The sequence below is a fragment of the Candidatus Woesearchaeota archaeon genome, assembly GCA_016188115.1.
Classification (GTDB): domain Archaea; phylum Nanobdellota; class Nanobdellia; order Woesearchaeales; family GW2011-AR9; genus JACPIK01.
The window spans coordinates 1,119,039-1,145,123 of record JACPIK010000002.1; the positions used below are offsets into that span (position 1 = coordinate 1,119,039).

At 38.6% G+C, this 26,085-nt stretch carries 27 protein-coding genes; 9 read left to right on the forward strand and 18 right to left on the reverse strand.

Going from position 1 to position 26,085, the window contains the following annotated elements:
* Nucleotides 1-16: 16 nt before the first annotated feature.
* The 6 genes from HYV86_06040 to HYV86_06065 all read right to left on the reverse strand — a co-directional run bounded on the left by HYV86_06040 (nt 17) and on the right by HYV86_06065 (nt 5,199).
* Complete coding sequence (locus HYV86_06040; GenBank protein MBI2573398.1) at nt 17-757, reverse strand: DsbA family protein; 741 nt, start codon at nt 755-757, stop codon at nt 17-19.
* Between the two features lie 119 nt (nt 758-876).
* Nucleotides 877-1,380, reverse strand: a complete 504-nt coding sequence (locus HYV86_06045; protein MBI2573399.1) for a winged helix-turn-helix transcriptional regulator — start codon at nt 1,378-1,380, stop codon at nt 877-879.
* Nucleotides 1,381-1,614: 234 nt separating this feature from the next.
* Complete coding sequence (locus HYV86_06050; protein ID MBI2573400.1) at nt 1,615-2,061, reverse strand: hypothetical protein; 447 nt, start codon at nt 2,059-2,061, stop codon at nt 1,615-1,617.
* A gap of 83 nt (nt 2,062-2,144) precedes the next feature.
* Complete coding sequence (locus HYV86_06055) at nt 2,145-2,585, reverse strand: hypothetical protein (protein ID MBI2573401.1); 441 nt, start codon at nt 2,583-2,585, stop codon at nt 2,145-2,147.
* A 204-nt stretch (nt 2,586-2,789) separates the two neighbouring features.
* The gene (locus HYV86_06060) at nt 2,790-3,347 is read right to left on the reverse strand and encodes a hypothetical protein (GenBank protein MBI2573402.1); all 558 of its coding nucleotides are present in this window, start codon (nt 3,345-3,347) and stop codon (nt 2,790-2,792) included.
* 31 nt (nt 3,348-3,378) lie between these two features.
* A complete protein-coding gene (locus HYV86_06065) occupies nt 3,379-5,199 on the reverse strand; it encodes an ATP-binding protein (GenBank protein MBI2573403.1) in 1,821 nt (606 codons plus the stop codon).
* Nucleotides 5,200-5,685: 486 nt separating this feature from the next.
* On the opposite strand from HYV86_06065, the gene HYV86_06070 reads away from it, so the two are divergent.
* The gene (locus HYV86_06070; GenBank protein MBI2573404.1) at nt 5,686-7,404 is read left to right on the forward strand and encodes a hypothetical protein; all 1,719 of its coding nucleotides are present in this window, start codon (nt 5,686-5,688) and stop codon (nt 7,402-7,404) included.
* Here the strand turns inward: HYV86_06070 and HYV86_06075 are convergent.
* On the reverse strand, nt 7,391-7,723 hold the full coding sequence (locus HYV86_06075) for a hypothetical protein (GenBank protein MBI2573405.1): 333 nt from the start codon (nt 7,721-7,723) through the stop codon (nt 7,391-7,393). The genes HYV86_06070 and HYV86_06075 overlap by 14 nt on opposite strands.
* A 128-nt stretch (nt 7,724-7,851) precedes the next feature.
* Between HYV86_06075 and HYV86_06080 the strand changes: the two genes are divergently transcribed.
* Nucleotides 7,852-8,541, forward strand: a complete 690-nt coding sequence (locus HYV86_06080; GenBank protein MBI2573406.1) for a pirin family protein — start codon at nt 7,852-7,854, stop codon at nt 8,539-8,541.
* Here HYV86_06080 and HYV86_06085 read toward each other — a convergent pair.
* The 11 genes from HYV86_06085 to HYV86_06135 form a co-directional block, all read right to left on the reverse strand.
* Nucleotides 8,538-9,914 carry a hypothetical protein gene (locus tag HYV86_06085; protein MBI2573407.1) on the reverse strand — a complete coding sequence of 459 codons (1,377 nt, stop codon included), beginning with the start codon at nt 9,912-9,914 and terminating at the stop codon, nt 8,538-8,540. The two genes, HYV86_06080 and HYV86_06085, sit on opposite strands and share 4 nt — an antisense overlap.
* A 52-nt stretch (nt 9,915-9,966) precedes the next feature.
* Nucleotides 9,967-10,608, reverse strand: a complete 642-nt coding sequence (locus tag HYV86_06090; protein MBI2573408.1) for a hypothetical protein — start codon at nt 10,606-10,608, stop codon at nt 9,967-9,969.
* A gap of 66 nt (nt 10,609-10,674) precedes the next feature.
* A complete protein-coding gene (pcn, locus tag HYV86_06095) occupies nt 10,675-11,424 on the reverse strand; it encodes a proliferating cell nuclear antigen (pcna) (GenBank protein MBI2573409.1) in 750 nt (249 codons plus the stop codon).
* Nucleotides 11,425-11,521: 97 nt separating this feature from the next.
* Nucleotides 11,522-12,475, reverse strand: coding sequence for an endo alpha-1,4 polygalactosaminidase (locus tag HYV86_06100; GenBank protein ID MBI2573410.1), 954 nt, complete (start codon nt 12,473-12,475; stop codon nt 11,522-11,524).
* A 24-nt stretch (nt 12,476-12,499) separates the two neighbouring features.
* On the reverse strand, nt 12,500-13,837 hold the full coding sequence (locus tag HYV86_06105; protein MBI2573411.1) for an MBL fold metallo-hydrolase: 1,338 nt from the start codon (nt 13,835-13,837) through the stop codon (nt 12,500-12,502).
* Between the two features lie 96 nt (nt 13,838-13,933).
* Nucleotides 13,934-14,842, reverse strand: coding sequence for a magnesium transporter CorA family protein (locus HYV86_06110; protein ID MBI2573412.1), 909 nt, complete (start codon nt 14,840-14,842; stop codon nt 13,934-13,936).
* Nucleotides 14,843-14,895: 53 nt separating this feature from the next.
* The gene (locus HYV86_06115; protein ID MBI2573413.1) at nt 14,896-15,555 is read right to left on the reverse strand and encodes an RNA pseudouridine synthase; all 660 of its coding nucleotides are present in this window, start codon (nt 15,553-15,555) and stop codon (nt 14,896-14,898) included.
* A 389-nt stretch (nt 15,556-15,944) separates the two neighbouring features.
* A complete protein-coding gene (locus HYV86_06120; protein ID MBI2573414.1) occupies nt 15,945-16,427 on the reverse strand; it encodes a hypothetical protein in 483 nt (160 codons plus the stop codon).
* Between the two features lie 8 nt (nt 16,428-16,435).
* On the reverse strand, nt 16,436-16,666 hold the full coding sequence (locus HYV86_06125) for a hypothetical protein (GenBank protein MBI2573415.1): 231 nt from the start codon (nt 16,664-16,666) through the stop codon (nt 16,436-16,438).
* 11 nt (nt 16,667-16,677) lie between these two features.
* On the reverse strand, nt 16,678-17,172 hold the full coding sequence (locus tag HYV86_06130) for a hypothetical protein (protein MBI2573416.1): 495 nt from the start codon (nt 17,170-17,172) through the stop codon (nt 16,678-16,680).
* Nucleotides 17,173-17,242: 70 nt separating this feature from the next.
* Nucleotides 17,243-17,965, reverse strand: a complete 723-nt coding sequence (locus tag HYV86_06135; protein ID MBI2573417.1) for an alpha/beta hydrolase — start codon at nt 17,963-17,965, stop codon at nt 17,243-17,245.
* Nucleotides 17,966-18,100: 135 nt separating this feature from the next.
* Between HYV86_06135 and HYV86_06140 the strand changes: the two genes are divergently transcribed.
* The 7 genes from HYV86_06140 (at nt 18,101) to HYV86_06170 (ending at nt 26,078) form a co-directional block, all read left to right on the forward strand.
* On the forward strand, nt 18,101-18,619 hold the full coding sequence (locus HYV86_06140; GenBank protein MBI2573418.1) for a lamin tail domain-containing protein: 519 nt from the start codon (nt 18,101-18,103) through the stop codon (nt 18,617-18,619).
* Between the two features lie 18 nt (nt 18,620-18,637).
* The gene (locus HYV86_06145; GenBank protein MBI2573419.1) at nt 18,638-20,386 is read left to right on the forward strand and encodes a lamin tail domain-containing protein; all 1,749 of its coding nucleotides are present in this window, start codon (nt 18,638-18,640) and stop codon (nt 20,384-20,386) included.
* A 94-nt stretch (nt 20,387-20,480) separates the two neighbouring features.
* The gene (locus HYV86_06150) at nt 20,481-21,053 is read left to right on the forward strand and encodes a hypothetical protein (GenBank protein MBI2573420.1); all 573 of its coding nucleotides are present in this window, start codon (nt 20,481-20,483) and stop codon (nt 21,051-21,053) included.
* A 35-nt stretch (nt 21,054-21,088) separates the two neighbouring features.
* Nucleotides 21,089-21,799: an SMC-Scp complex subunit ScpB gene (locus HYV86_06155; GenBank protein ID MBI2573421.1), complete on the forward strand. Its 711-nt coding sequence runs from the start codon at nt 21,089-21,091 to the stop codon at nt 21,797-21,799.
* 134 nt (nt 21,800-21,933) lie between these two features.
* Nucleotides 21,934-24,420, forward strand: a complete 2,487-nt coding sequence (gyrA, locus tag HYV86_06160) for a DNA gyrase subunit A (protein ID MBI2573422.1) — start codon at nt 21,934-21,936, stop codon at nt 24,418-24,420.
* An 83-nt stretch (nt 24,421-24,503) separates the two neighbouring features.
* Entirely contained in the window at nt 24,504-25,583 is a 1,080-nt protein-coding gene (locus tag HYV86_06165; GenBank protein ID MBI2573423.1) for a hypothetical protein, read from the forward strand.
* Nucleotides 25,584-25,619: 36 nt separating this feature from the next.
* Complete coding sequence (locus tag HYV86_06170) at nt 25,620-26,078, forward strand: hypothetical protein (GenBank protein MBI2573424.1); 459 nt, start codon at nt 25,620-25,622, stop codon at nt 26,076-26,078.
* Nucleotides 26,079-26,085 lie beyond the last annotated feature (7 nt).

The window sequence follows — 26,085 nt, forward strand, 5'->3', positions numbered from 1 at the left end:
AAAGAAAAACAAAAGCTTATTCAGCCAATGCTTGTTCAATGACTTGTTGGAATGCAGCGAATGGTTGCGCTCCGCTAATCAAACGTCCATTCACAAAAAATGCAGGAGTTCCTTGTACGCCAGCAGCGCTTCCATCTTGCATATCTTTGGCAACTTCTTGTTTGATAGCAGGATCAGCACGGCATTTTTCCCATGTTGCGCTATTCAAACCAATCTCTTGTGCCCATTGTTTAAGAGTAGCTTCGCTAAGCAATTCTTGATTGGCAAAGATTTTGTCGTGAAGTGCGTAATATTTTCCTTGTTTTCCAGCACACTCAGCTGCAATTGCTGCAGGTTCAGCCATAGCATGGAAAGGTAGAGGATAATCTCGGAAGATTAATTTTACTTTTCCAGTATCAATGTATTGACTTTTAAGCTGTGGTAGAGTTTGTTGATAGAATCGACCGCAGAATGGGCATTGGTAATCGCTAAATTCCACAATGGTAACTGGGGCATCTTCATCCCCAAGAACAGCATCAGTATCAACTAATTTTTCCATATTAACAACGGGAGCAGGTGCTTCTTCCCCAGGAGCTAAGGGTACATTTGGCACATTAGCAACACCAGCGCTTCCTATTGATCCTACCTTAAACGCGATAAAGAGCAACAGCACGATTTGAATCACTGCTGCGCCAATTAATAATTTATGCATCGTTGATGTTTTTTCACCATGAACATGTGTTTCTCTATGATGAGTTTCTTGTTTTATATCTTCCATAATTAAACCTCCTATTTGGGCAAAGAGTGGAGCAATAGCTATATATATTTGTGGGTCTAAATAGAACCATCAAGAATGTCTAAAAATAAAAAATTTTCAAGAATTATCGTTTATCTTGGTTAAAACTCATCTCGTAAATATATTGCGAGAGTTTTTCCTTCTTCTGTACGCTTAACCAATTCTTTTTTCTCTAACTCTGTTAAAACTTGACTTAATTTTGCTTTGGACATATTCACCCGAAGAGCAAGAGTATTCTGCGTGATACCTGGCTGTTCTCTAACCGCGCTAATAACTTCCTGTTCAAAGGGATTAAGTCCTTTAAGTAGAATTTTAAATTTATCTCCTGCCCTCTGTTTTGATTTTTCATGCTCAAGACGTTCTAAGACTGCTTCTTCCCCTTTCGAAAAAAAGAGCATATAAAATCCTAAACCAAACAAGAATCCAAAAATTCCAAACGCAAAATGAACAATGGTAAGAGATGTTTCAATACGCGCACAGCTTGGGTCTTGATAGCACCCTAATGCTTTAATATCTTGATTAAGCGAACGCATAAACAAAAGAAATATCACTAACAATGCAGCAGCAATCACCAACAGTACGATGCCGATTTTCTTTTGATTCACAGTAGGTAAGGCGAAGGCTGCTTCTTAAATCTTATGGAGGAAGAACTGGAAAAATTCTACTTAAATCTGCTTATTCCACTCATGTGTTCATGAGTGATTTAGTAAGCTAATCCACATCGGCTGGAATAAGCAGGGTCTGAACGTAGGGACCGAGGCGAAGCCGAGCATGCCTCTGGTCTATTGACCAGAGGTGTCCTGGAGTGATTGACAAATGAAACAAAAAAAGAAGAAAATCTATTCTTCAACAGTAATGGTGCCCTTTTTACCATACGCTTCAGTCCAAAATTGATACTCGCCAGCCTGCGTAAAAGTATGCGTCCATTCTTCACCATATGCAAACAATTTACCTGCAATTAATGCATCAACATTATCCATACTTTTAATGGTAATAACCATACGTTTCTCAGTAGGATCATTGTTAAACCATACAACAGCATCATCCTTGCGAATGGTCAGATCAGTTACATCGTATCCTTCTTTTCCTAAAATTTCAACGCGATGATCTTGAGATTGTGGTTCAAAGATCCGTGGCTCTTCCTTAGGTTCGCTAGGAACAGGAAGATCTGCTACAACGCCACCAGTAGGACTTAGATCTCTACTTGGAGCAAAGAACCAGATAGCTAATCCGATAAGAACTAATAATGCGACAATTCCAATAATCGCCAATGTTTTTTTATTCATGATACTCAAACCTCCAGTTTAATAAGCGTAAAAATGAGGGGTTCTTTTTATAGGTTATTGTGGTGGAATAGAATGAAGAAACTTCATTTAGGCAGCGATGCATAAAATTGCCGTAGCGTTGGTCGTACCATTTCAATCAAATTATCATATCCTTTTAGTGAGTATCCAACACAATTTGCTCTCCCTGCAATAATTTCTAACCTATCTCCTACCAGTTCTTTTGGTCCCCAATGGTCAAAATCGGGCACATACATCTTCGCGCCAGTTCCATTCTGAAACGAAACACCAAGATAAGCTCTCCTTTCCGTATGAATCGTGCATCCTGCAAAAGGAGTGAAATGTAAAGATGGAATAGGTAATGACTCTCTCCGCGAGGTTCCTACTTCAAAACAATCTCTCTTAAAACGCAACGCTAAGAGTGCTAGATCTTTTGTTTTGAGTGTTAATGCCCGTTCGTTTACAATTAATATATCTGTACCTTCATCAATACTCCTAAGACGAGCATACAGATCAGCTGGATTCATGAAAGTCCAAGAACCGCCAGAATTTATAAGAACTTATATCTTCTATTTCTTCTTTTGTAAGTTCTTAATGCCTTTCTCCGTAATCTTAACTACATGATACATCTTGTTGTTGGAAGGATGATCATTCTTTGTGTCAATATCAACTAAATCATATTCTGCTAGTTCTTCACAATTATGTCGTCCCAGTTCAAAAACTATTTTTTATCATTCAATTTCGCAACCGGAAAGTAGCTCAATTTCTCTAATAAATTTTTGGTTAAATTCTCTAATCTTAATTTCAGGAAAATCTTTCAAATTTTCTCTTCTATCGTTAACAAATTTAATAAATTTCTTATCACAAGTAACAAAAAAATCTCTTTTTTCTAAAATATGTTGCAAAAGTATCCGTAGATCTACATGGTTGTTTAGAATTTTTTTCTTATTCTCTGTCTTTTTCCCCAGAATTTTTCTTAATCTCAAAAAAGAGGTATCAAATTCATGCTTAGTATAACTCATTTGTTTCCACTTTTCCGATTCTTTCTCTTTGTCTGTAGAATTAAGTCTTACTGAGCAATTATAATCGGTAGTCAATACGTTCTCTTCTATCCAATCTCTTATATCTTTCCCATTCTCATCTTTTAATCGGTCAGTTTCAATCTTAGAGAAAAAATCTCGATGCATTTTAATGATATTATTTTGCCTAAATTCTGCTAAGTCTAAAAAGACCCTCTGCTCTTTTTCGAAAACTTCCCGATCTATGTTATCCAAAGATATGGTTATCATCTAAACTAAAGAAAAACCTGATTATAAAAATCTACTTCCCATACTCCACGCTTCTATAAACAATAAAACACTCCCTCGAATCCTCGACCGTAACATACCGTCCTAACTGCCCTTTCAACACCTCAACAGAAATCTTCTCATCCAACTTAACATCATGATCAAGGGCAGTAAACTCCACCGCCCGTCCGAAATGAGCATGAGGTCCCACGGACATCAATTCAATTTTTCGATCATTATCAGGATCCACAATCACTTTGCCTTTAATTCGATCCAAAAGAACAGAAAATTCCTGCCCATTCATACGACAAACAAACACAGCAGCTGGAATCAAATACGTCGTTACCTTCAAGATCGGCGCATTAGACATCAACTCAATATCGCGTAAAGACAACTTCGGCATAATCAACGGCAACATCCCCTCATGAGATGCCACTTCTTCGATCACATCTTGATGGTATTCTTCCTCTTCATGCACTTGTGTAGTCTGTCCCAAAATATCCACAGCATGTCCACCATGCTTACTCTTACGCGGTCGAATTGTCACCACCAAAGGTCTATCAACTACACCACAAATCAGAGCCGTTCCTACAGGCAAATTTTGAATTTCATTCTCTGTCTCAGGTGTCACTCCCTCCAGCGAATTCACCACCGCGCGTAAATCATTAGGGTTGGTAATTTTCATAATAATCTGCGTTGAACACTGCGCTAAAATTGATTTTTGAACGAGAGACGGTCTCTGAGAAACAACACAAAGTCCCAGTCCAAACTTACGTCCTTCTGATGAAATTAACCGAATCGTCTCCAAACTTTTCGCTTTCCCAAACCCTTTCTCAGGCGCAAAATTATGCGCTTCTTCAATCACACAAAAGAACGGTGGGATCTTTTCCTGCTTGCGTGCCAAAAATAAATCCTTCAACAATTTAGCTACAATCACATCTTGTACTTCAGGAGTAATTCCCTTCAAATTCAAAACAGAACATTTACCGGGACTAATCAACTCTGTCAGCGGCGTCGGTGCAGAAGAAAAAAGTCGCAAATCGCGTAAATACAACAACGTATCAATCAACGTCCACTTACTCGGGGAATTCAACTGTTCTAAATGCAAGATAATGTTATCAAAATTAACCTCTTCTAAATCTTTAATAATCGAAAACAACATTGCTTCCTGCGTGTTAGACAGTTGCACGGGCAGCATCTTCATCAACTCATAACTACTCATCTTCTCACTTAACTTCAACGGCCGTACATCATTCTTTAACCGCGTATCTCCATATTCCTGAATATTCAAACTATACCCCTTTGGTTCTACACCCCAACGTGCGAGTATTTCTCGGTTCTCATACGCCGGCTCTTTCATCGAACTATACTCACCATGGGGATCAATAACTAATAATGGCACACGCTTATCCATAATCTCTTCCACTAAACACCCTACCGTGTAACTCTTTCCCGCACCAGATTTTGCTAATACTGCTAAATGCCGAGTCAACACTTTCTGCAAATCCATATGGACCGCAATATCTTTCCCTTCAAGTTTCCCTACATATGCCCCATGACCGCCAATATCAATAATTTGCGTAATAAACTCATCATCTGCCTCAAGAATTTCTGTACCTGGCACAAACGGTGTGCGAATCCCTTTCACTCGTCCATCCTCATCTTTATACCCAACAATTAAACAACTTGCCATCGTTTCATTCTCTGTTCTCTCCAGCTCACGAATCTGACCAAGAACAAACCCATATTCAACATGATGGATTTGAATAAATTGAAATTTGCGGGCAGCAGGACTTGTTACTGTAAAACGAAAATCCGTCGTACTTACCTTACCCACAATACGTCCTAGAATCATAAGAATTTTACAGAGAAGGTGGTTTATTAAGATTTAGATTGTAAACGAATATAGATATTCCCTGCAATCACTTATTCTCCAGAGTACGTAACATTATAACCTCTTTTTTCTTCTATCACGCAATGGTTAATCGCTTTGAGATCATGTCTAGAGTAGAAGACACTCGAGCCAGAGTCCGCAACCTCTTCATTGCAAGACTTTTCAGTTGTACAGTCTTTTCGGACAGCTCAGATGGTTACAAATTGTAACCAACTGGCCCAAAGCGTTTCATTCTGTAACGGTTTCTAGTGTACGATTTTAGCGTACAGTTATTTTTTTGAACTGGTTACAAATTGTAACCAACGAGTTTTGTTCCAAAGCGTGACAATTCATCATAGGTTAATCTAATTCTCTTTTCAGTTGACTACAATTTGTAGTCATCCCCCCACTGGTCACACTGGTCAACTCCGCAATTCCTTTAAATATCCCCCAAACAGAAACCAATCCATGTTCGACGATCTCTACCTCTATATCAAAGAGCAAAAGCTCTCCCCATTTACCCAAGAATCAACCACTAAATCATCCACAAACCCTATTTTCAAAACAAGGGAAGCCAAGAACATCCATCAACGTGTTCTCTCTCACCTTGCCCAAAAATTTCAATTCAACACCACCTCCCAACTACTTGATCTGTTCAACACCCTCCCCAACAACCTAGAACAACGACAAGCATTTTTCAAACAGCTTCAAGACCAACCATTCCTCTCCCTCCCTCAACTTTCATTTTCTCCAACTACTTGGAAACCCTCTTATTCTCTTATTATTGCAACGGAAGATGAAAATCTCTACCTCTCCTATCTTAAACAAAAATTCCCCGTAACCCTCCTAAGAACCCCTCATGATCTCGCTGATATTAAAGAGTACGACTTAGTCTACGCCACCAACTGTGAACGCTACGAATCCATGCTTGAAGAATGTCCCAACGTACTCTTTGTCGATGAAGAAGAAGTCTATCTCGAACGCTATCTTGTAATGCTTGCAAGTTATTCTACCATCATCACCACACTCAAAAACTACAATTCTCCTACCCCTCTTGCGTTCATCACTCCTCTCTCTGAATTTTTAGATCTGCTCACATCTCCCTCTAAAAAGAAACTCACCCGAGATGACATTCTTCAAAAATTGGAAGAAATTAACAGGGGGGTCTCGTCGTCTTTAGCGACCATGACCGTGCGGGGAGACGCACTCTACACCCTTTTTTCGACCGAAAAACTCCCTAAAGATATTCTGGAAATTGTTGCCAAGAACATCACTCAAAGTGGTCTCCCCGCCACCCTTTTTACCCAAACCATTCCCATCAAAGTTGATGATCAAGAACTTCAAACTTTTCTTACACACCAAACTACCTCCTCTACTATTCAATTTGCCAAAGCACTAAAGAAAAACGCTGCAACACTCATGCAGATTCCTCATTATCTTACGCAACTTAATCAGTCTATTCTCATACTTGATTTTTGCGCAGGTATCTCTCACTATCTTCAACGTGAAAATCTTCGCTATCCTCAACTCTCGCATTCATTAACTATCTCAGATGCACATAACCTCTTCTTAGAACAATCTCAACCAGTCACCTTCTACCTTAACCAACAAGAACGCTGCTCTATTCTCACCGGCGCAAACAGCGGAGGAAAAACAACTCTCTTAGAACTTGTCATCCAATCCATCACTCTAGCCTATCTTGGTCTCCCAGTTCAAGGCAATATCACTACACCATTATTTCATAACATCTATTACTTCGCTAAGAACAAGGGCTCAACTAGCAAAGGCGCATTTGAAACCCTTCTCACAGACTTGGCAAAAATCAAGTCCAACGAACCAACTCTGCTTTTAGCAGATGAAATGGAAGCCGTTACCGAACCAGGTGCTGCTGCCCAAATCATTCGCGCTACCTGTCAATTTTTCATCGACAGGAATTGCTTTATCATCATGGCTTCTCACTTAGGAAGAGACATCTCCACCAACCTTCCTACCCACACCAGGATTGATGGTATCGTTGCCAAAGGTTTAGATGAAAACATGAATCTCATCATTGACCATAACCCAGTGTTAGGCATTCTTGCTCACTCTACCCCAGAATTAATCGTAGAACGCCTTGCCACAACAACCAAAACAGACTACTTCAAATATCTTAATCAACAATTCAAAACATCGTTTATCCATACATAAACGCGCCGATCGCTACCAATCCATTAGCCAAAATCCAAAGCACGTTAGAAATAATAATTGGTCTTTCTTTGTGAGCAACCCCATACAGTAACCAAAAGAAAGACAGAAATGTATACGTCGTCCATGTTACTGCTGAAAGACCCTCTGCACTCTTCTCCCCAAACACAAGCAATATCTGCGGCACGGTCATTACTGGACCAATAACCCCAACCACATAAATCATTTTATCCAAAAATCGTTTGAATGGATCTGGGTGTGGTGTCGCATCAATACACTTTCGTTTTACGAAATGATGTAATCCCTGTGAACCATGAACCATGTATCTAGGAAAGAAATGGCGATATTTAACTCTTCCTTTTCTAATATCATCATCCACAAAGTTAAAAGACTTAGTTGGTTTACTATAAAAGTAAGCATCTTTAAGAAGATTCGGCTCTTTGTATCTTTATGTCCCTTGAAATTCATAAAGCAAGTGATCGAGGATATACCAAAGAAGATTGGCTTACTTCATACCACAGCTTTAGCTTTAATGAATATTACAACCCCCATAAAACAAGGTTTGGTAAACTTGTTGTTCTTAATGATGATACCATTGCTCCAAGCGAAGGCTTTCCTACTCATAGTCATCAAAATATGGAAATTATCACCATAGTAACCAGAGGTGAACTCACACACCGAGATTCAACTGGGGGTAACGGAACAATAAATTCTGGAGAAGTGCAAGTTATGTCTGCAGGCAAAGGTGTAAAACACTCTGAATTTAACAACTCCTCAACCGACTTAGTCCATCTTTTTCAGATCTGGATCGAACCAAAAAATAACAATATCAAACCACGTTACGATCAAACCACTTACTCTCTCCAACCAAATATACCTACATTACTTGCCTCGAATCATGGCGGGCTACATATAGAACAAGATGCAACCGTTTCAATTCTTCATTTGGAACTTTCTAAGTCTTTAACATTTCATGTTCCTCAAGACCATGGTGCGTATGTTTTTCTCATCGAAGGCGAATTACAAATTTTAAATCATCTTCTTCACAAGCGCGATGCCGCAGCTATAACTCATTTTCGTTCATATAGCATTAAATCAATTAAAGATAGCACTATTCTTATTTTTACAGTTCCCCTCTAAAATACAATCATAAACTCAATCGCCAACACCGACAGTGCAACGACCAACGAACCTGCAGTCACAAGAAAACCATATTTAACAAATTCTTTAAAAGAAATAGTGCACCCATAATGTTTCAGTAGGGACATCCACATAATTCCTGCAAGTGCGCCAATCGGGGTCAAATTCGCGCCAAGATTTGAACCAATCACTGTAGCATAACTTGCTGCAAGCAAATTAACATTCTGCAGCTGTCCTAACATAGGTACAAATGCAACCGTCATTGAGATATTATTAATCACATTTGCCACCAATGTTGATGCTACACCATACACAAAAATAACCAAAGACGGAATACCTAAACTAATCTTTGCTAACCATGTGCCAACTATGGCACTAATACCCTCTTTTTCCAACGCCTCAACTAAAATAAATAACGACAACAAAAAAGGAATGATAAGCCACGGAATTTTAACAATCAGAGCATGAAGAGACTGTATTTTTCCCCCACGCCAACGATGATACATATTCTGGGCAATGATAAATCCTAGAAGTAATAATCCGAAAACCACAGAAGTTGTCCAAATATCCCACCCTAAAAATGGTGCAAGCGAGATAGTCAGAATACATAAAGTAAGAATAATTGTACCTACGATCGCACCTGTCTTGTTAGTAAGAGCTTTTTTTGGGTCAACATGCACAATTTTAATTTTGCCTTTAATCGAATCTCTAAAAAGATAATACGTAATCAACGCGTTCGCAATTCCTGCAGCAATAGTGGGAAAAAACATCACCGCAAAATAATCCCAAAACGAAATTTCAAATGCGCTCGCCACAATCAAATTAGTTGTATTGCCAACTGAGAGAAACATACTCCACGTATTAGCCGCAAAAAATTCTACAAAAAAATAAGGTTTAGGATCAATTTTTGCATGTTTTGCAAAGTAATAAATGAATGGTGTAAACGTCAAAATCAAGATATCATTCGAAGTAAAAATTGTAAGTATTGCAATCGTGGTATACAACGAAAAAAACAATTTCGTGCCACTATTACCTGCATACACCAACGCTTTACGCGCAGCATATTCAAACATACCACACGCATCAAGAAAAATACTCATAAATATCATTGAGAAGAAGAGAAACACAACCCCCAAGGGTGATAATTGAGTATTTCCTAAAATGCTAACCACTGCACTTTCATATGAAACAATATTAAACAACACAATACTCGCTGCGCCTAACATCACTCCCAAAAAGAATGTATCAATCTCAATATGACTTTTTTTCTTATGTGGCACTGGTATAACAATCGTTGGTTTATACCGAACTAACAACATTGTAGCAAGACAACTAACTAAAAAGATAGCTAATACTACCAATACATCTATCACAACATCAAGAATAAAAAAGAGTTAATAAAAGTAACTATGGGTCTAAATTACACTAAGGAAGAACAGATTCGATCACAGAATGAATTCCCCTATATCCTTCTGGTGTTGCTAAAATGGCTGCACCTGCAATTGCGATCGGAAGAGCAATCATTGCTACAATTTGTGACATGCTATATCTCCAATCTTTATCTTTAAAATGAGTATCTGCTGCCGTTACCACTTCTCCTCTACTTTGTCTAAACGAATCAGTATAATACCGAGTTACCGGTCCCAATGGGATACCAATTGCTGCCCGTAAAACTGATGCCGTTGTCGCTTGTTTAAGATCATAACCTGCCCACAGATTCATAGTCATACCGAATCCAAACGTCAACACTGCTGAATATGTTGCATCAATTTTCTTTTTGTGTTCCTGATAAGTCTCACCTAATCCTGTAGCAAGAACAGAATTCCCTAACGTATATACTAACGACCAGCCAAAAACACAAGTCATAAGTGAATTCCCCGCGGAGGCTAAAACGTTTTCATCAGGCACACCGAGTAGAATATTGTCTACAACCATATAAGCAGGCGTTCGTGAGATATTACCAGCAGCAATATCACTCACATAATTTGAAGGGCGAAGATAGCGCTTCTCTCGCACGTTTTCCAAAGTTGCGTTCCATGCATTTTTCAAAACGGATTCTAAAGACATCTAGGGCAAAATAAGACCCATAGTTTTAAAACTTTTCAAATTTATCACTAAGAAATAACAACAAATCTAATCATTATCCACACGTGGAGCTAAAATAAAGCTAAGTAACAATCGATCTGTCACTTTATACTCTAATTTTAATGGATAATCAGTATTAAAATAAACGTGAACGGTATCAGACACTTTTCCTCCAGCAATCATTTTTTTTAAATATTCTAAAGAATACTTTGCCTTGTACTTTGCATCTGCTTTATCAACTTTAATACCTGTAACATCGTCAGCATGAATATCAATAAATGCTTTGGAAAGATCTCCTTCTGCTTTGACAAATAAATGGTCTTTTTCACATAATAATGTAACCGACTCTGCCACGACGCTTACATCATCAATTGCGTCTTGAAGAACTTTTGCTTGAGTGGTAACCGTAAGAGGAAATGTAAGCTCAGGAACGCGTTGTTCTTTTTCATCAAGATCAAGGATAGGCAAGGAAAACGAACGCGTCGTATTACCTTTCAATTCAATTTTAAATTTGCTGTCTTCCGTTGTTTCAAGAGTAACAATATCATCACTATTCGCCCGTTTAAGCATCTGTTTAAGATTATTAAGATTAATACCGATTTCTTCCGCTTCTTTTACTTCATATTTCGTAAATCCACTGGCGAGAAGCTTAAAGACAACCATCGCTACGTTGGCAGGGTCCATTGCTACAACTTCAAGAGCATCTTTACCAATCTTGATCTTCACTTCACTTACCAGTTCAGAAATGATACTAATACTATCTTTGAAGTATTTTGGTTCAGCCAGCACTAATTTCATGAATAACTACCCCCCAACTATAAAATTTTGAGGCATAAAGTCTTTATAAAGTTTGTTGTAATAAAAAGGCAGGTTCTTTTTTCAAGTTCTCAAGTTATCAAGAAGAGCACACACTCGTTGCTCCATCTAAATCATACTCTGCGCGAATCCAAGAAAAATCCATAGCTAAAGCTTTAGAACAAAAATCTCTTTTTTCCAGAGCATATTCTGCGCCAAAAACAGCTTTACCACTCTCAACAAATGGCAAAATATCTTCGCAATTCTCTTGTTCAAAACACTCTTCATTTACTGCAAAATCAAAATCATCTACTAATTCCTCAATTTGCATCAAATCGTTCTTCAATCCGATGGCCAGTCCCCGCGCATGTGCTTCACGCGCCATCCATTCATTAAAATCTAATTGATCTTGATGGCGAAGAGCAAATCCAGTCTCTTGTTCAAATCCGTCAACATTATCTGGCTCAACCGCATCACAGCCTTTTGCAACTGCAAGATCCAACCGTTGAGTAACCCATTTTTTCACTTCACTAGATCGAATATCAACCCAGTTCTCACCCTCCCATCCTTCCAATTCTTTTCCTATCACACGGGCTGGTAACAAAGAAGCATCCTCTCGCCAATCTTCTACACTCCCTGCGCTAAAATAACAAATCACGCCTACGCCTCGCTGTTGTAATCGAGAAATCAACGCAGCATCGCTTTCAAACAAATCAATGTCATACACATCTACATCATATTCCTCATTAATCTCACCCGAAAGTTGCCAATGCCAACGTAATCCTGGACGTGGTTGCCAAATCCTAGTTTCAATCGTCTTTATTGATGGGGAGGCGGCAGGGTTAATAGTCTCAATAATCGGCTCAAGTGTTTTATTTTCATCTTCCACTATTTGCGGTAATACTTCGTCATCTACCTCTATTTTTTCTTCACGCACTTCTTGAGAAATTGGTACTTGATTTTTTACCTCTTCAGAAGACACAGCATTTTGTGTAGTAGTACAAGAAACACAAACCAGAACAATCAACAGTACTACCAGAATCCAAAATCGCATCTTCTTCACCTATTTTGAACGAACCTATAACGTAATTCTCTTTCCATCTTGCATAATGTGGGTATTCTTAAATCCAATCGTTGCCGCAAAATCAGCAAGCATCTTGCCCTTAGCTGGTTCAGCATGAATTGGAATAATATGTTTTGGACGTACCAACTCGAACATCTCACGATGATCCTCTAATGCGCCATGACCAGAAACATGCACATCACAAAACATCCGAACTTTTTGCGCTTTAAGTGATTCTTCTAATTTTTTACGTTGATCAATATTTATCTGAACAGGAATAGTTTGGCAACTAAACACAACGATATCTCCTGGGTGAAATACAAATTCTGTCTCCTTACGCGCAATTCTTGAAAGAACCGCTTTAGGTTCACCTTGATGTCCAGTGCAAACAATGAGATATTTGTCTCTCCCATCTTTCTCAATACGCTTAAACATCCGTTCCGCTTGGTCTCGAAATCGCATCATCTGCACTCGTTTTGAAAAATCAACTAAATCTAGATTCTCTGCCGCGCGACAATATTTATCTAATGATCTTCCTACAAAAATAATTTTACGATTTAGTTTATCGCCCATTTCTATAATGCTCTTAAGACGTGCAATATGGGAAGAAAATGTTGTTACAATCATCGCCCGTCCTTTACTCTCAGTCTTAAGCATTACTTCTTGAAGCATATGGCGCGCCACACTCTCCGAAGGGGTTTTCTTATGTAAATGCGCATACAACGAATCAACTATTAAAATTTCTACGCCCTCATCACCTAACTCTTTTAGCCTCTTCAAATTAGGTTTATGTTCTAAAACTGGCTGTAGATCAAACTTAAAATCGTTTGCATACATTAACTTTCCATGAGGAGTATGCAAGACAACAATAACTGTATGGGGGATTGAATGAGTAACATGGACGAACTCTACCATAATTTTTTCAGAAAGTTTGTACGTCGCATTGGATTCAAGCACAACGGTCTTGTTTGGAATTTCCATCTTATCATCAAGCAGAATAGTTTTAAGCACCTCTGCAGTAAACGCGGTGCAAATAATCGGCGCCTTGGGAAAAAGTCCAGCCGCAAAAGGCACAGCGCCAACATGGTCAAGATGCCCATGGGTTGGAATAATTGCAATAACTTTATCCTTCCAATCATTGATAAAACCATAATCTGGTACCGCATTCGCTTTGAGTAGTTGATTATAGGTTTTAGCACTTGTATCCTCAAGATCCTCAGTATAACGAATATAATCCTCCATCGAAAGACCCATATCCAGAATTACTACTTCATTATCTACTCGTACAGCAACGCTATTTCCTTCAGTTTTGGTAAACCCGCCAATGGTGCAAATCTCTAACCCAGCTGCCATAGGATAGATAATAGAATTGGAGTATAAAAAAGGTTCGTTGTGTAGGATGGCTGTGTATACAGAAAGTAACCCGGTAGTCTTTGTATAAAACGTAACTCAAATAATTGACTTCTTCTTCAAGAAATAAAAGAAACAACTCCACAATATGATAATAAATGTGATGATATACCAAAACGCTTGATCGTTATGTCCACCAGGAAGAACGACATTCATTCCATAAACTCCTGAAATTGCCGCAGGAATAGTAATAAAAATTGTAAAAATTGTCAAGACTTTAATAGTTTTATTCAGGCGGTTGGTTAAAACTGCGGTATGATAATCTCGTACGTTTGAGATCGTTTTAAGAGACGCGCGACATGTGTTCATTCCCTGAGTCGATTCAACAATTAAATCATCAAGAGACGCTTTGTCATCTTCAACGAAATCAACTTTTCGTAGCAACTTTAAGTATAATAAATTCGCATAATAGTATGTTGAAACAAGATTGTTAAGAAAATCCTCATACACCAAAAGATTACTCATATCCTCATCTTTGAGATCTTCAGCCGTTTTACGACTACGTTGAACACTTCGAACAACTCGAATCGTTGCCCGTTCCATATCATCATTACATAAAAACAGCATTTTCAATAAAAATTTTCGTTTTTGACTCGGACTAAATTCTTCTGTTCCATCAATAAAAGTATGAAGAAAAGGCGGTTCATCACGTGTTAGCGTCAAAATAAAATTTTCACTCAGCGCAATAAGTAATGTAGCAAGCTTTGTTCCTTCTGAATTCACGGTTTTGATAAAAATATAATTTCGTTGTTCATAACTATCAAAACGAGGTAACTCATTTTCATCAAGCGCTGCCTCAATTAACTCACGATCTAACTTATACGTGTTTTCTAATAACTCTAATTCTCTTTCATCTGGATTTGTCACATGAATCCAACAATCATTTTCAAAACTAAGAAGAGTATGCAACTTTCCTTTCGACGTTTCGCGTTTAAAGAAAGTGATCATATTAACACCAATCTCCTAGGCTATATAAATATTTTCGGTTTGCTAAAATTTTGTCACTCCATCCTCTTTCTCATATCCTCAGGCATTTCACACTCAATCTCTCTTCCCTCAATAGAAATGTGACCTAAATGCAACATCTGCCGTACACCAACAACACCGGAGTCCAAATACTCTTTAAACAGCTTATCAGATGTGCCGTATATTTTATCTCCTACGAGTGGGTGTCCAATAGATGACAAATGAACTCGAATTTGATGTTGTCTACCTGTCCGAGGAATTATTCGAAGTAACGTACATCCTCCCACCACTCGCAGAGGATAAATATCTGTTTGAGCTTTTTTCCCATTAACATTAACACATTTTTTCCAATTGATATAATCCCCTTTCACTTCCCCTATGGGTGCATCAATATGCCTAGCTCCATCAATAATACCCTCACAAATTCCTACATACTCTTTATTAGAAATAGAATCAAACAACTTTTTAACTAACTCTCCGGATGTAGCAAATACAACAATACCCGACGTCTCGCGATCCAATCGATACACTGGAAATACACGATATCCTAATTTTTTTTCCAACAAAGCAGTCAGACAATGATGAATATACAATCCTCCTTCATGCACAGGCATATTGCCTGATTTTGCAACGACAACCATGGAATCAGTTTTAAGTAAAATAGAATACCAAAAATCAATGACTGGTTCCTCCATAGTTCAAACCTTTTAACGATATAGTAAACCAACTAAGTCTTTCAACTTAGTGGATGACTATAAATCCACTCAAAAAATCATAAAAAATGTAGAAGCAGACATCCAAAAACAGTTGTTTTTGAACCTGCTTTTCTACATTTACTTTGTTCATGCGGACGGCAGGGCTCGAACCTGCGTAGGCACTAAGCCAATAGATATCTAGGGCATTTTACTGCCGTTTGAGTCTATCCCATTTGGCCACTCTGGCACGTCCGCATTAATTTTATCTTATGATGTAACAATGCAAAAACCGATTTTGTTTTTTTCCTACTGACACGGTCACATCTAATCTGAAAAATTATTATTTCTTTTATAAAACTATAGCTCTAAGAAAAGAAGAATACAAAAAATTAATTTAATCCCTGTAATTGTCCTTCAATATCTTTTAATTGATCTTCAAGTTCTGTAAGTTCATCTCGTTGAACTCTATTTGTTTGAGAACTAGCAGGTCGAGGACCAGGCGATTGTGTCACTATTTTTGGCTCAACCGGAGTTTGAACTGATACAGGTGCAGCAACAGGAGTTGGTAAACGCAATTTTCCTTTTGGAAAGTGAGCTCGTAACTTGGTATCAAGAAGAGTTGTAATTTCTTTAACATCTGTTTTTAATTTCAAAAACAAACCTACTTTTTCATCCTGCAAAGCTCTGAATTTCTCATATCCTTGCATAAAAATAATTACTTCTCGTAAAGATTCTAACACTTCTTTTCGAATCATCTTTGGATCCGGAAGTTGTACCATTAACTCTGGCTCTTTTTCTCCAGTACTGCGTGCTTCTTTGTGAGCTTGCTTATGCGCAGGTACCGGTTGATGAGAATGTTTTCGTGCTGCCATGGTATCTCTTACTGGGTGTGTTCTGGTTCATTGAGTGAGTGTTCAATAAATTCCAATTTTTTCTCAACTTCGCCTAATGTGTTTTGCCACATTTCTACATGGTGATCTTCTTCATTTTTAAGTTCATGAATACGGTTAAGTGTAGTCTTAGCATCTTCTAGTTTCTCATGTACTACTTTTATAAGTGCGATAACCTGTTCATAATCATCAATTTTTACAAATACTGGCATGCGATCCATAGTAATCCCTCCTAGGATGGAAACAAGATTTTATCCGTTTCTTGAAATTTATCATGCATCACTTTGACAACACGTCGTAGGCGAGCAAAATTATTTTCTTCATTATATTCTGATTGTTCTAAAGCGTGATTAATATGCCCTAATTCTTGGAGTGTTTGTTTCAATTCTTCAAATTCTTCCAGAACTTCTTGATACACATCCATTTTAATAAAAAGTGGAGAAGGACCAACAGAGACTGGTTGAGTAGCTACATTGATATTTCTCGTTTCTCTCATAGTGGGTGCTGGAGGAAAAACTGATCGTGGTATTTCAAAACGAGGCACTGGCTTTTCTTCTGGCATAGAAATCGGTTTTCCAAAACCCACTGCGTCTTTGATCTCGTCAGGTTCTATACTCCTCTCCATTGATGAAGGCATTGTAGGAAAACGCAAAGCATTTTCATCAAACTTTCCTTCAGGAAAGGGAACCCGCGGTGCCACTTTCTTTTTACCAAAAAGCCATCCCATACTACCAATGCAGCCAAAGCTGTTTAAAAGATTTGTTTAGTATTGTGGAATAGTAACTATCCTAAAATCCTCATTCCAAAGCGTACTTTTCAAGAAATTCTTCTACAACTCTGTTTACTTCCTCAATCTTCTCAGCATAACGTCTATAATCATGGTCACAATCTAACTCATAAAGTTGTTTGGGCTTAGATGCCATCTCATATATTACTTTTACAGACTCTTTTGGAACAATTGTATCTTTCATTCCTACAAAAAAGAGCTTTGGCTTTGTACATGTAGCAGCTGCCTCTCGTGTGTTATACTTTGCAGCATCTTCGTAATACGTTACCGGCAGTTGAAAGGTTCTTTTACTTCCAGTCGGTGCATCGCGAGTTGATATTTCCACTCCTTTTAATGTTGATTTGTGACCAGTAATAGGATCACAATTTGACATAACTGCAATAATATGTGTTACTGCGTTATTACCTGCTCCTGCGAGTAATGCCATCGTTCCTCCTCTGCTGTGACCCATGAGCACGGTTGGCTTGTTTCCAAAATAAACAATAAGCTCTTCAATAGCACGAAGGTAATTTGTTACGGTGTATTGAAAAATATCTCCGGGGCTCTCCCACGTACCTGGTGGATCAAATGCGCATGCCAGATAATCGTGTGTTGCGAAATAATCTACGTGGCTTCGCATATGTGCATAATCTTTAGTATCTAATTTTCCTGGAAGAAGGAGCATCACCTTTTTCGCATTCAAATCTCCACGCAGATAGACTGCCAATTCAAAATGAGGCGTTTTAATAATCATAAATTTTTTCTGTGTTTACAATTTTTAAACATTCTCTTACATCTTCTCAAAAATCACGTACTTCTCAAAAAAATCAAGAAGTCAAATAATCTCCAAAAGTAAGTTTTTTATTTTCTAAAATTCCTCTAGTCTCAAATGAGGCACTATGTGATACTCATTTTATTTCTAAGTACACTAGCCATAGCGCAACCCCAAATCAACGAAGTAATGTATAATTCATATGATGATCAAGAATGGGTCGAACTCTACAATCCTACTAATCAAATTCTTAATCTTTCAAATTCAACTTTCTCAGACTCTCGTGACATCGATGAACTCATTTGTTGTCGTGCTCATAATCAGTGTTCTTTTCTTCTCTCTCCACGCGGATATCTGCTTCTTGTTGACCAAGATAGTACTCTATTTCAATCTCTTCCCCAAAATGTTTCTTTTCTTTGCGTCGATGACAATTCATTAGGCAATGGTCTTTCCAACACCGCTGAAAATCTTTCTCTTACTAACAATAATTTGGCATCTCATTTTACCTATACTTTCTCACAAGGGGCAAACGGTAACAATCATTCGTTAGAACGCCGAGAAGATAATTCCTGGGCTGAAAGTATTACTCTCAACGGCACACCTGGCTATGAAAATAGCATTTGGTTTCTCTCGTAAGATTATGCTCCACTCCAAATCACAGAATTCCTCCCAGATCCATTTGGTGATGCTGCAGCAACAAAACCGCAAGGCGAATGGGTAGAGTTATACAACGCGGGAAATAAACCATTAGATTTACGTGGTCTGATTCTTAAAGACGAACAAGATGATCATGAGCTATTCATCACTTCCACAAACCTCTTTAATGCCAGTCTCATTCTGTTTCCCTCTCAGTATGTCTCAATTTATCGCGATGGAGATAGTGATTTTGCATTAAACGATAATGGATTTGAAGAGATACGTCTATATTACCACGATACTCTTATCGATAGCGTTTCCTATAGTCAAACTACCGAAGGCATGAGCTGGTCGAAAGTTGATATGCAATGGGTAGAAACGCCCCCAACTCCTGCAGCTCAAAACCATTATACTCCTCTTTGTGATTGGAAACTTGCTTTTACCAACCCTCCTGCTATTTCTCGTGGAGAAAATTTTTCTTTCACCATTGAAATTTCTCGTCTTTATGGTCCCATTCAAAATATCACTGTTCGTGGTCAAATAGAAGATATCTTTGGTCGTATCGTTGAAACATACCAGCCTTGGACTTCACAACTCATTACTTCTTCAAATTCCAGAACCTATTCTCCAAATTTGCCTGAGGGCACATATAGTCTCTCATTCTGGCAAGTAAATCAATCTTGTAATGATGCAGCCCAGCTTAATAACAATGCTTCACATGTGGTTGCCATTAACCAGCAGTATCATCAAAATAATTCATTTATTTCAATCGAAAAGGTTAATGTTGGGGGTGATAACATCGCTAAATGGGGGGATAGCATTGAAACAAAATTAGCGTTATACAGGGGTGATTCTTCCTCTACCTCTGTCACTCTTTGGGTTGAGAAAGGATCCAAAAAAATCAGCGACACCGCTCGCATCACCCTCTCTCAACAATTTAAAGCTTACAATCTTACGGTTCCTCTTTTCATTGACTTAAACTGTGCAGAAAAATACAACTCTGGGACTGCACAAGTTGTTCTCGAAGGATTAGGCATGAAAGACGAACAAGATATTTCTATTACAGAAGATCGATCCGATGAATGTGACGATCTACCTGAAGATTCTTCCTCAACGAGTTCTCTTGCAACTGCACGAAGCGTGTCATTTCGTATTCCTTCATTTCCCTCTATGGTCACACAACCTTTCTTCGATTTTGATGTGCAGATAAATAATGGTAAAGATCCTGCGCAATACAAAGTCTGGTCTTATCTCTACAAAGGTCGTACCTGTTATTCTTGCCAAGGCGACGAAAATTTGCGCGAAGCCAATGCTCAGATACTTAATCTTGACAAAAGTGAGACACAGGTGATTCCATTCACGTTAACGATTGATGATCTTGCTCCTGAGGGTAATTATAGCGTGAAAGTCAAATTGCTCAAAGAAGGACAAAAAACCGCCAAAGAATGGACTGGGTCAGTATTTTACTCTCCTTCAAATAACCAGTTCCAGAAATCTCAATTTTTTAATTCACCTAATCTATCTTTAACTCAAAGCAATCCTTTTTTCACTCTCGCCAATACTCAAAATAATCTTGGTCTTGCCATGCCAGAAGGTTTACCTAGTCCTTCACATACATCCTCATTGTTTAACCAAAGTATGGGCTTTGTCGCATACGAATCAAACAGCAGGAAAGCAAGCGCACTTATTCCTGCTATACTTATCATTAGCTTAAGCCTATGCGTTATAACTCTATTCTGGGAAAATGTGAAGAGAACAACGAAATGAAAAGACAACATAGGGCTCCCTGTAAAATAGATATCTATCTAGAAATACATGCACTGTAGAAATACTTAAAAACTGCCTTCTTTTCCAGTCTTACATGAATCCTCCAATTACCTTTCGCGCTCTCATCGAAGTTATTGGCAAACCCAAAGAGCACGTTGAGGGTGCTATTAAAGAATACGTTACAAAAATCAAAGCTGACAAAAAGTTTATTGTCCTTGAAGAAGAACTAGCCGAAGGAAAAAAACATACTGAAGAAGGGATGTGGGCGACCTTTGCTGAACTTGAAATTAAAACCAACGAACTCAAAGAAATTTCCCGTTTTTGTTTTGAATACATGCCTTCATTAATTGAGATCATCGAACCAGAAAAATTAACTTTGAGTGATGTGGATATTTCTCTCTTCATCTCCGATCTTCAGACTCATTTGCATAACGCAGATATGATTGCAAAACAGCTTAAAATTGAAAATGAACATCTTAAACGCAACAGTGCCGGACTGCTCAAAAATTTTGTCTTAGTTCTGCTTCGTGCAGGTCCATTGACTCTATCAGAACTCTGTTCACTCACTGGTGTTGATAATGAACAAAAAATGGGTGATTTTTGCGACAAGCTCATTGATGAAAAAAAGATTGATTTGAAGAACAGCAAATATTCTTTACATGAATGATACTCAATTTTGAAGGAAAATAACTACTAAATAACATGGAATTAAACGAAAAAAAAGTGGAAGCAGTTCTCTTTGCAGTTGGTAAAGAGATCACTCCAGAACGTATCTCCAGTTTATGTGCTCTAAGTATCGAAGAAACTACTTCTCTTCTCGAGAAGTTATCTCAAGATTATGCCCAGAAAGACCATTCCCTTCAACTTGTCAAAAAAGATCATGGGTGGAAGCTTACTGTGCGTGATGAATTCGTTCCGCTGGTAAGTTCGTTAGTAAGCTCAACAGAATTAGAACGTCCTTTAATGGAAACTCTTGCCGTGATTGCGTGGAAATATCCCGTTGTTCAATCTGATGTGGTGAAAATGCGCAGTGCTGCTGCTTATGACCATATGAAACGTCTCGAGGAACTAGGTTTTATCTCCAAGGAGAAATTTGGTCGTACTTTTCGTCTCAAATTAACCCCTAAATTCTTTGAATATTTTGATTTGCCCAGTGCTCAAGCTAAAGAGGCATTCCTTGCTCGTGTCCCTGCCGAAATTATTAACCAAGCTGAAAACGTGGAAAAAGAAACTGATGAAGTCGAACGCCTAATTGATCTAGAAGAAAAAGAAAATGTTGCGCGAGAAGAAATCAAGAAAGCCATGGGTAGTTCCAAAAGAACCTCTCAAACAGAAAAAGAGCAAGATGAAGAAATTATGGGCGAAGTTGAAGAAGACCTTATCGAAGACATAGAAGAAGAACAAAAAGAGTGAGCTTTTAAACTTTCTACCAATTCTAAATTGTATCCTCTACCTTGGAAACCTTTATATACTCTCTTTGCCCTATTTTTTCTAGATTTTAGCGTCGATAAATCAAATCGATCAAATCGTCCAATTTCACTTCCAAAATGGCCACACCCCAACCCCCTCGTGATCAATCCAAAGACCAGATTATCCCTCGTCTTATTGAAGAAGAAATGAAGACAGCGTATGTCAATTACGCTATGTCGGTTATTGTGGGTCGGGCGCTGCCAGATATTCGAGATGGTCTCAAACCTGTCCATCGTCGTATTCTCTATGCAATGTACGAAATGGGCATGTTACATAACAAACCCTCTAAAAAGTGTGCAAGAATTGTTGGGGAAGTACTAGGTAAGTATCATCCTCATGGCGATTCCGCGGTGTATGATTCTTTAGTGCGTATGGCCCAAGATTTCTCTCTACGCTATCCCTTAATCAAAGGTCAAGGTAACTTTGGTTCCATCGATGGAGATACCGCAGCAGCAATGAGGTATACTGAAGCAAAACTCAATAAAATTGCCGAAGAAATGCTTCATGATATCGAGAAACAAACCGTTGATTTCAAAGACAACTTTGATGGCTCGCTCCAAGAACCCTCGGTCTTACCCTCAAAAATTCCCAATCTTCTCATTAACGGATCGTCTGGTATTGCCGTAGGAATGGCTACCAACATTCCTCCGCATAATCTCAAAGAAGTCTGCGATGCTCTCATAGCGCTTATCCAAACCCCTGATCTTAGTGTACAAGATTTAATTCGTTATATCCCTGCTCCTGATTTTCCTACAGGAGGAGAAGTTCTCTGTGGAGCAAGTCTCTTGCAGGCCTATGCTAAAGGCAAAGGAAAAGTTATCATTAAATCAGTTAGTCGTATCGAAAAAGATCAAATCATTATTTCTGAGATTCCTTATCAAGTCAATAAAGAGGAACTTATCACTCAAATCGCCGCGTTAGTAAACGAGAAAATAATTCTGGGTATTCGCAACATTAACGACGAATCTGACCAAGAGGGAATTCGTATTGTTATTGATTTCAAAAAAGATGCCGATCCTAATGTGATTTTAAATCAACTCTACCAACATAGCCGACTTAAAATTTCGTTTGGAATAACTATGCTTGCGTTGGTTGACAATCAACCTCGTATCCTTGGCATTAAAGAATTCCTTGAACATCATATCCAACATCGCATTGAAATAATTCGCCGTCGCACAGCATATGATCTAGAAGAAGCTAAGAAACGAGTGCATATTCTTGATGGATTACTCATTGCCCTAGAAAATGTTGATGAGATCGTTGCAGGTATTAAACGAAGCGAAACTGTTGAAAAAGCTCGTGATTTCCTCATACAATCCTATTCTCTTTCTGAAATTCAAGCAAGAGCAATCCTTGATTTACGATTGCAAAAACTCGCTGCGCTTGAGCGCCATAAAATCCGTGAAGAACATAAATCATTGATGATAAATATTGATGAATATAATTCCATCCTTGCATCAGAAACGAAAGTATTAGGATTAATTACTCAAGAACTCACCGCAATTCGTGATGATTATCAAGATGTGCGTCGCTCCAAAGTAATGATAGGAGAAGATGAAGATATTGATTTAGAAGAACTTATCGAAGAAACACAAGTTGTCGTGACTATGACTAACTCTGGATACGTCAAACGTCTTCCTATTGACACATATAAAACACAGCGTCGTGGCGGTAGAGGAGTTGTTGCTGCGGGAACCAAAGATGATGAAGATTTCGTTGAAAAACTCTTTGTTTCCTCAACTCATGATTATCTTCTTTTCTTCACAAACCAAGGTCAACTCTATTGGTTAAAAGTGTATAATATTCCCGAGGGAACAAGACAGGCTAAAGGTAAACATATTGCTAATTTGCTCGAAATGAGTGAGGGAGAAACTATTACTGCTATCGTTCCTGTGCGCGACTTTAGTAAAGGGTATCTTTTCATGGCAACAAAAGACGGAACTGTCAAAAAAACACCTCTGGGAGAATTTTCTCGTCCTCGTAAAGGTGGTATTCGTGCTATCAATTTAGACGAAGGAAACTCGCTTGTTGGAGTGCAATATACCAGCGGGTCTAATGAAATTATTCTCGTTACCAAATATGGTAATGCCAATCGTTTCCACGAAGAAGCTGTGCGCGCCATGGGTCGAGCTGCCGGTGGTGTACGTGGTATTCGTCTTGATGAAAATGATTATGTCATAGGCATGTTAGCTGCTGATGAAGGGAAAGAAATACTCACTATCACGGAAAAAGGCTATGGCAAACGTACTCCTGTAAGTGATTATCGTTTGTGTAATCGTGGTGGAAAAGGCGTCACCAATATTAAAATTACTGACAAAAACGGACCTGTTGCAGCCGTCATGCTTGTTGACGGAAGTGGTGAAATCATGTTAGTCTCACGTCAGGGAATTGGTATTCGCATCCCTTGCAATCAGATATCATTAATTGGTCGCGCAACACAAGGTGTGCGTGTCATGCGCATGGACGAAACTGACTCTCTTGCTGCTGCTGCGCAAATTGCCGCTGAAGATGTTGATCCTGCTCTTTCTGATTCTGGTTCTTCATCACAAGATCTGCCACAATAAGTAAAGTTCGCATTAAGACCATCGATGAAAATTATATGAATTTACTCGTAAAGTAATTAAATAAAGCCCTAAAATTGATTTATATGAAATGGTCTGCGTTAGTTCATCCTGGATTTGAAGATGCGTTCATCCATGAAGCTACTGCGCTGCTTCCCCAGAGTTCTCCTCATAAAATAGGTAATGGTATTGTCTCTGGTACTCTTAGCGACCCTGCGCAATTTCTCACTCTACTACATTACTCTCATCTTTCTCGTCGTTTGCTCATTGATCTAGGTTCCGTACTCAACCTTGAACAGACCCCTCTGCTCCCTGCTTCATTTCCTTGGGAAAAGTTTTTTACCAACGGTCGCTCGTTTCGGGTTGAAATTGAAGGCGTACCTGGTCAAGAAAACCGTCTACCTATTGCGAAGCAAGTTGCAGGTGCTCTTTTCTCGCAGCTTGAAACACATAAAATTATTCCCACACTTGAATTACGCAATCCTCAACAATTAGTTCTGGTATATTTTGATGGAGAAAAATATTTCTTTGGGATTGATGTCCTTGCGCAAGAACTTGATGCACGGCAATATCGTCTCTTTGCTCATGCTGCATCATTTAAAGGCGATTCTCAGGCGTATTTCCTCTCTTTATTAGGCTACAAAGAAGGTCAAAAATTGCTAGTTGGCTTTGCTAAAGATGGGTCTGCTGCCATTGAAGCTGCCACCATTGCTAATCACTATCCTCTTACTCATGATCTGCAAAATATTCTCGAGATCCCTTATTTTACGTCTTGTACTCTTCCTCTTCCTCCTTCCTCGTTACCTCATGAAGTCTATACCTTTGATGAAACCACGGGAAATTTACTCTCCATTCGCAAAAATGCCACGCTCGCCGGTGTTGCCAAAGCCATCAACGCACGTAAACAAAGCATTGAAGATCTTGACGTTGCCTATGGTGATGCCTTCTTCGATTGCCTGCTCTTTCATCTCACCCGTAAAGATGAAGAAAAACTCAATGAAATATATTATCAATCTGCGTTGATTCTCAAACCCAAAGGCAAAATGCTCATTGTTGGCCGTGCTACTCTTGAACTTCCTATCCCTGAGAAATTTACTTTACTTGACCAACGGACCTTAGAACGCGGACAAAGTTTGCATAATTTGTGGTTGTTGGAGAAGGCGTAGTGTATACAATTAATTAGAAAATAATCAATATTTCGAATGGAATCAATAACCTCTGATTTAGGCATTTTTGGCATTCTACTTCCTCCAATATATAAGGCTGAGTCTATCACTGATTTCGTTACCAACAAAGATCAGCAAATAAAACCAGTTTCTCGCTTTCGTCTTCTATCTCCAGCAGGTTTTATTGCGGGAAAGTTTTCTCGTAACCCTCTTACTTGGGAAGTGCTTCCCATCGTTGATTTTGAAAGAGTATACTTACAGTTTACTGGTAAGGGGTACCTTCTCTCAGACCGTACAGGCGAATTATCTCTCAATCTTGCATTAGGTTGTTATTCCCCAGAATTACCCTCACGACATTATCACTTTGTTAGAACTTTGTATTCACCTCGAACTAGCCAGAGTTATTTTTTTACGTGGAATACCTATCCGCCTCGGCCTAATGGTGGCAAAAGAGATAGCGTTGATGATTTTGTGGGTGCCTCTCAAACGTCCTAGGACACTC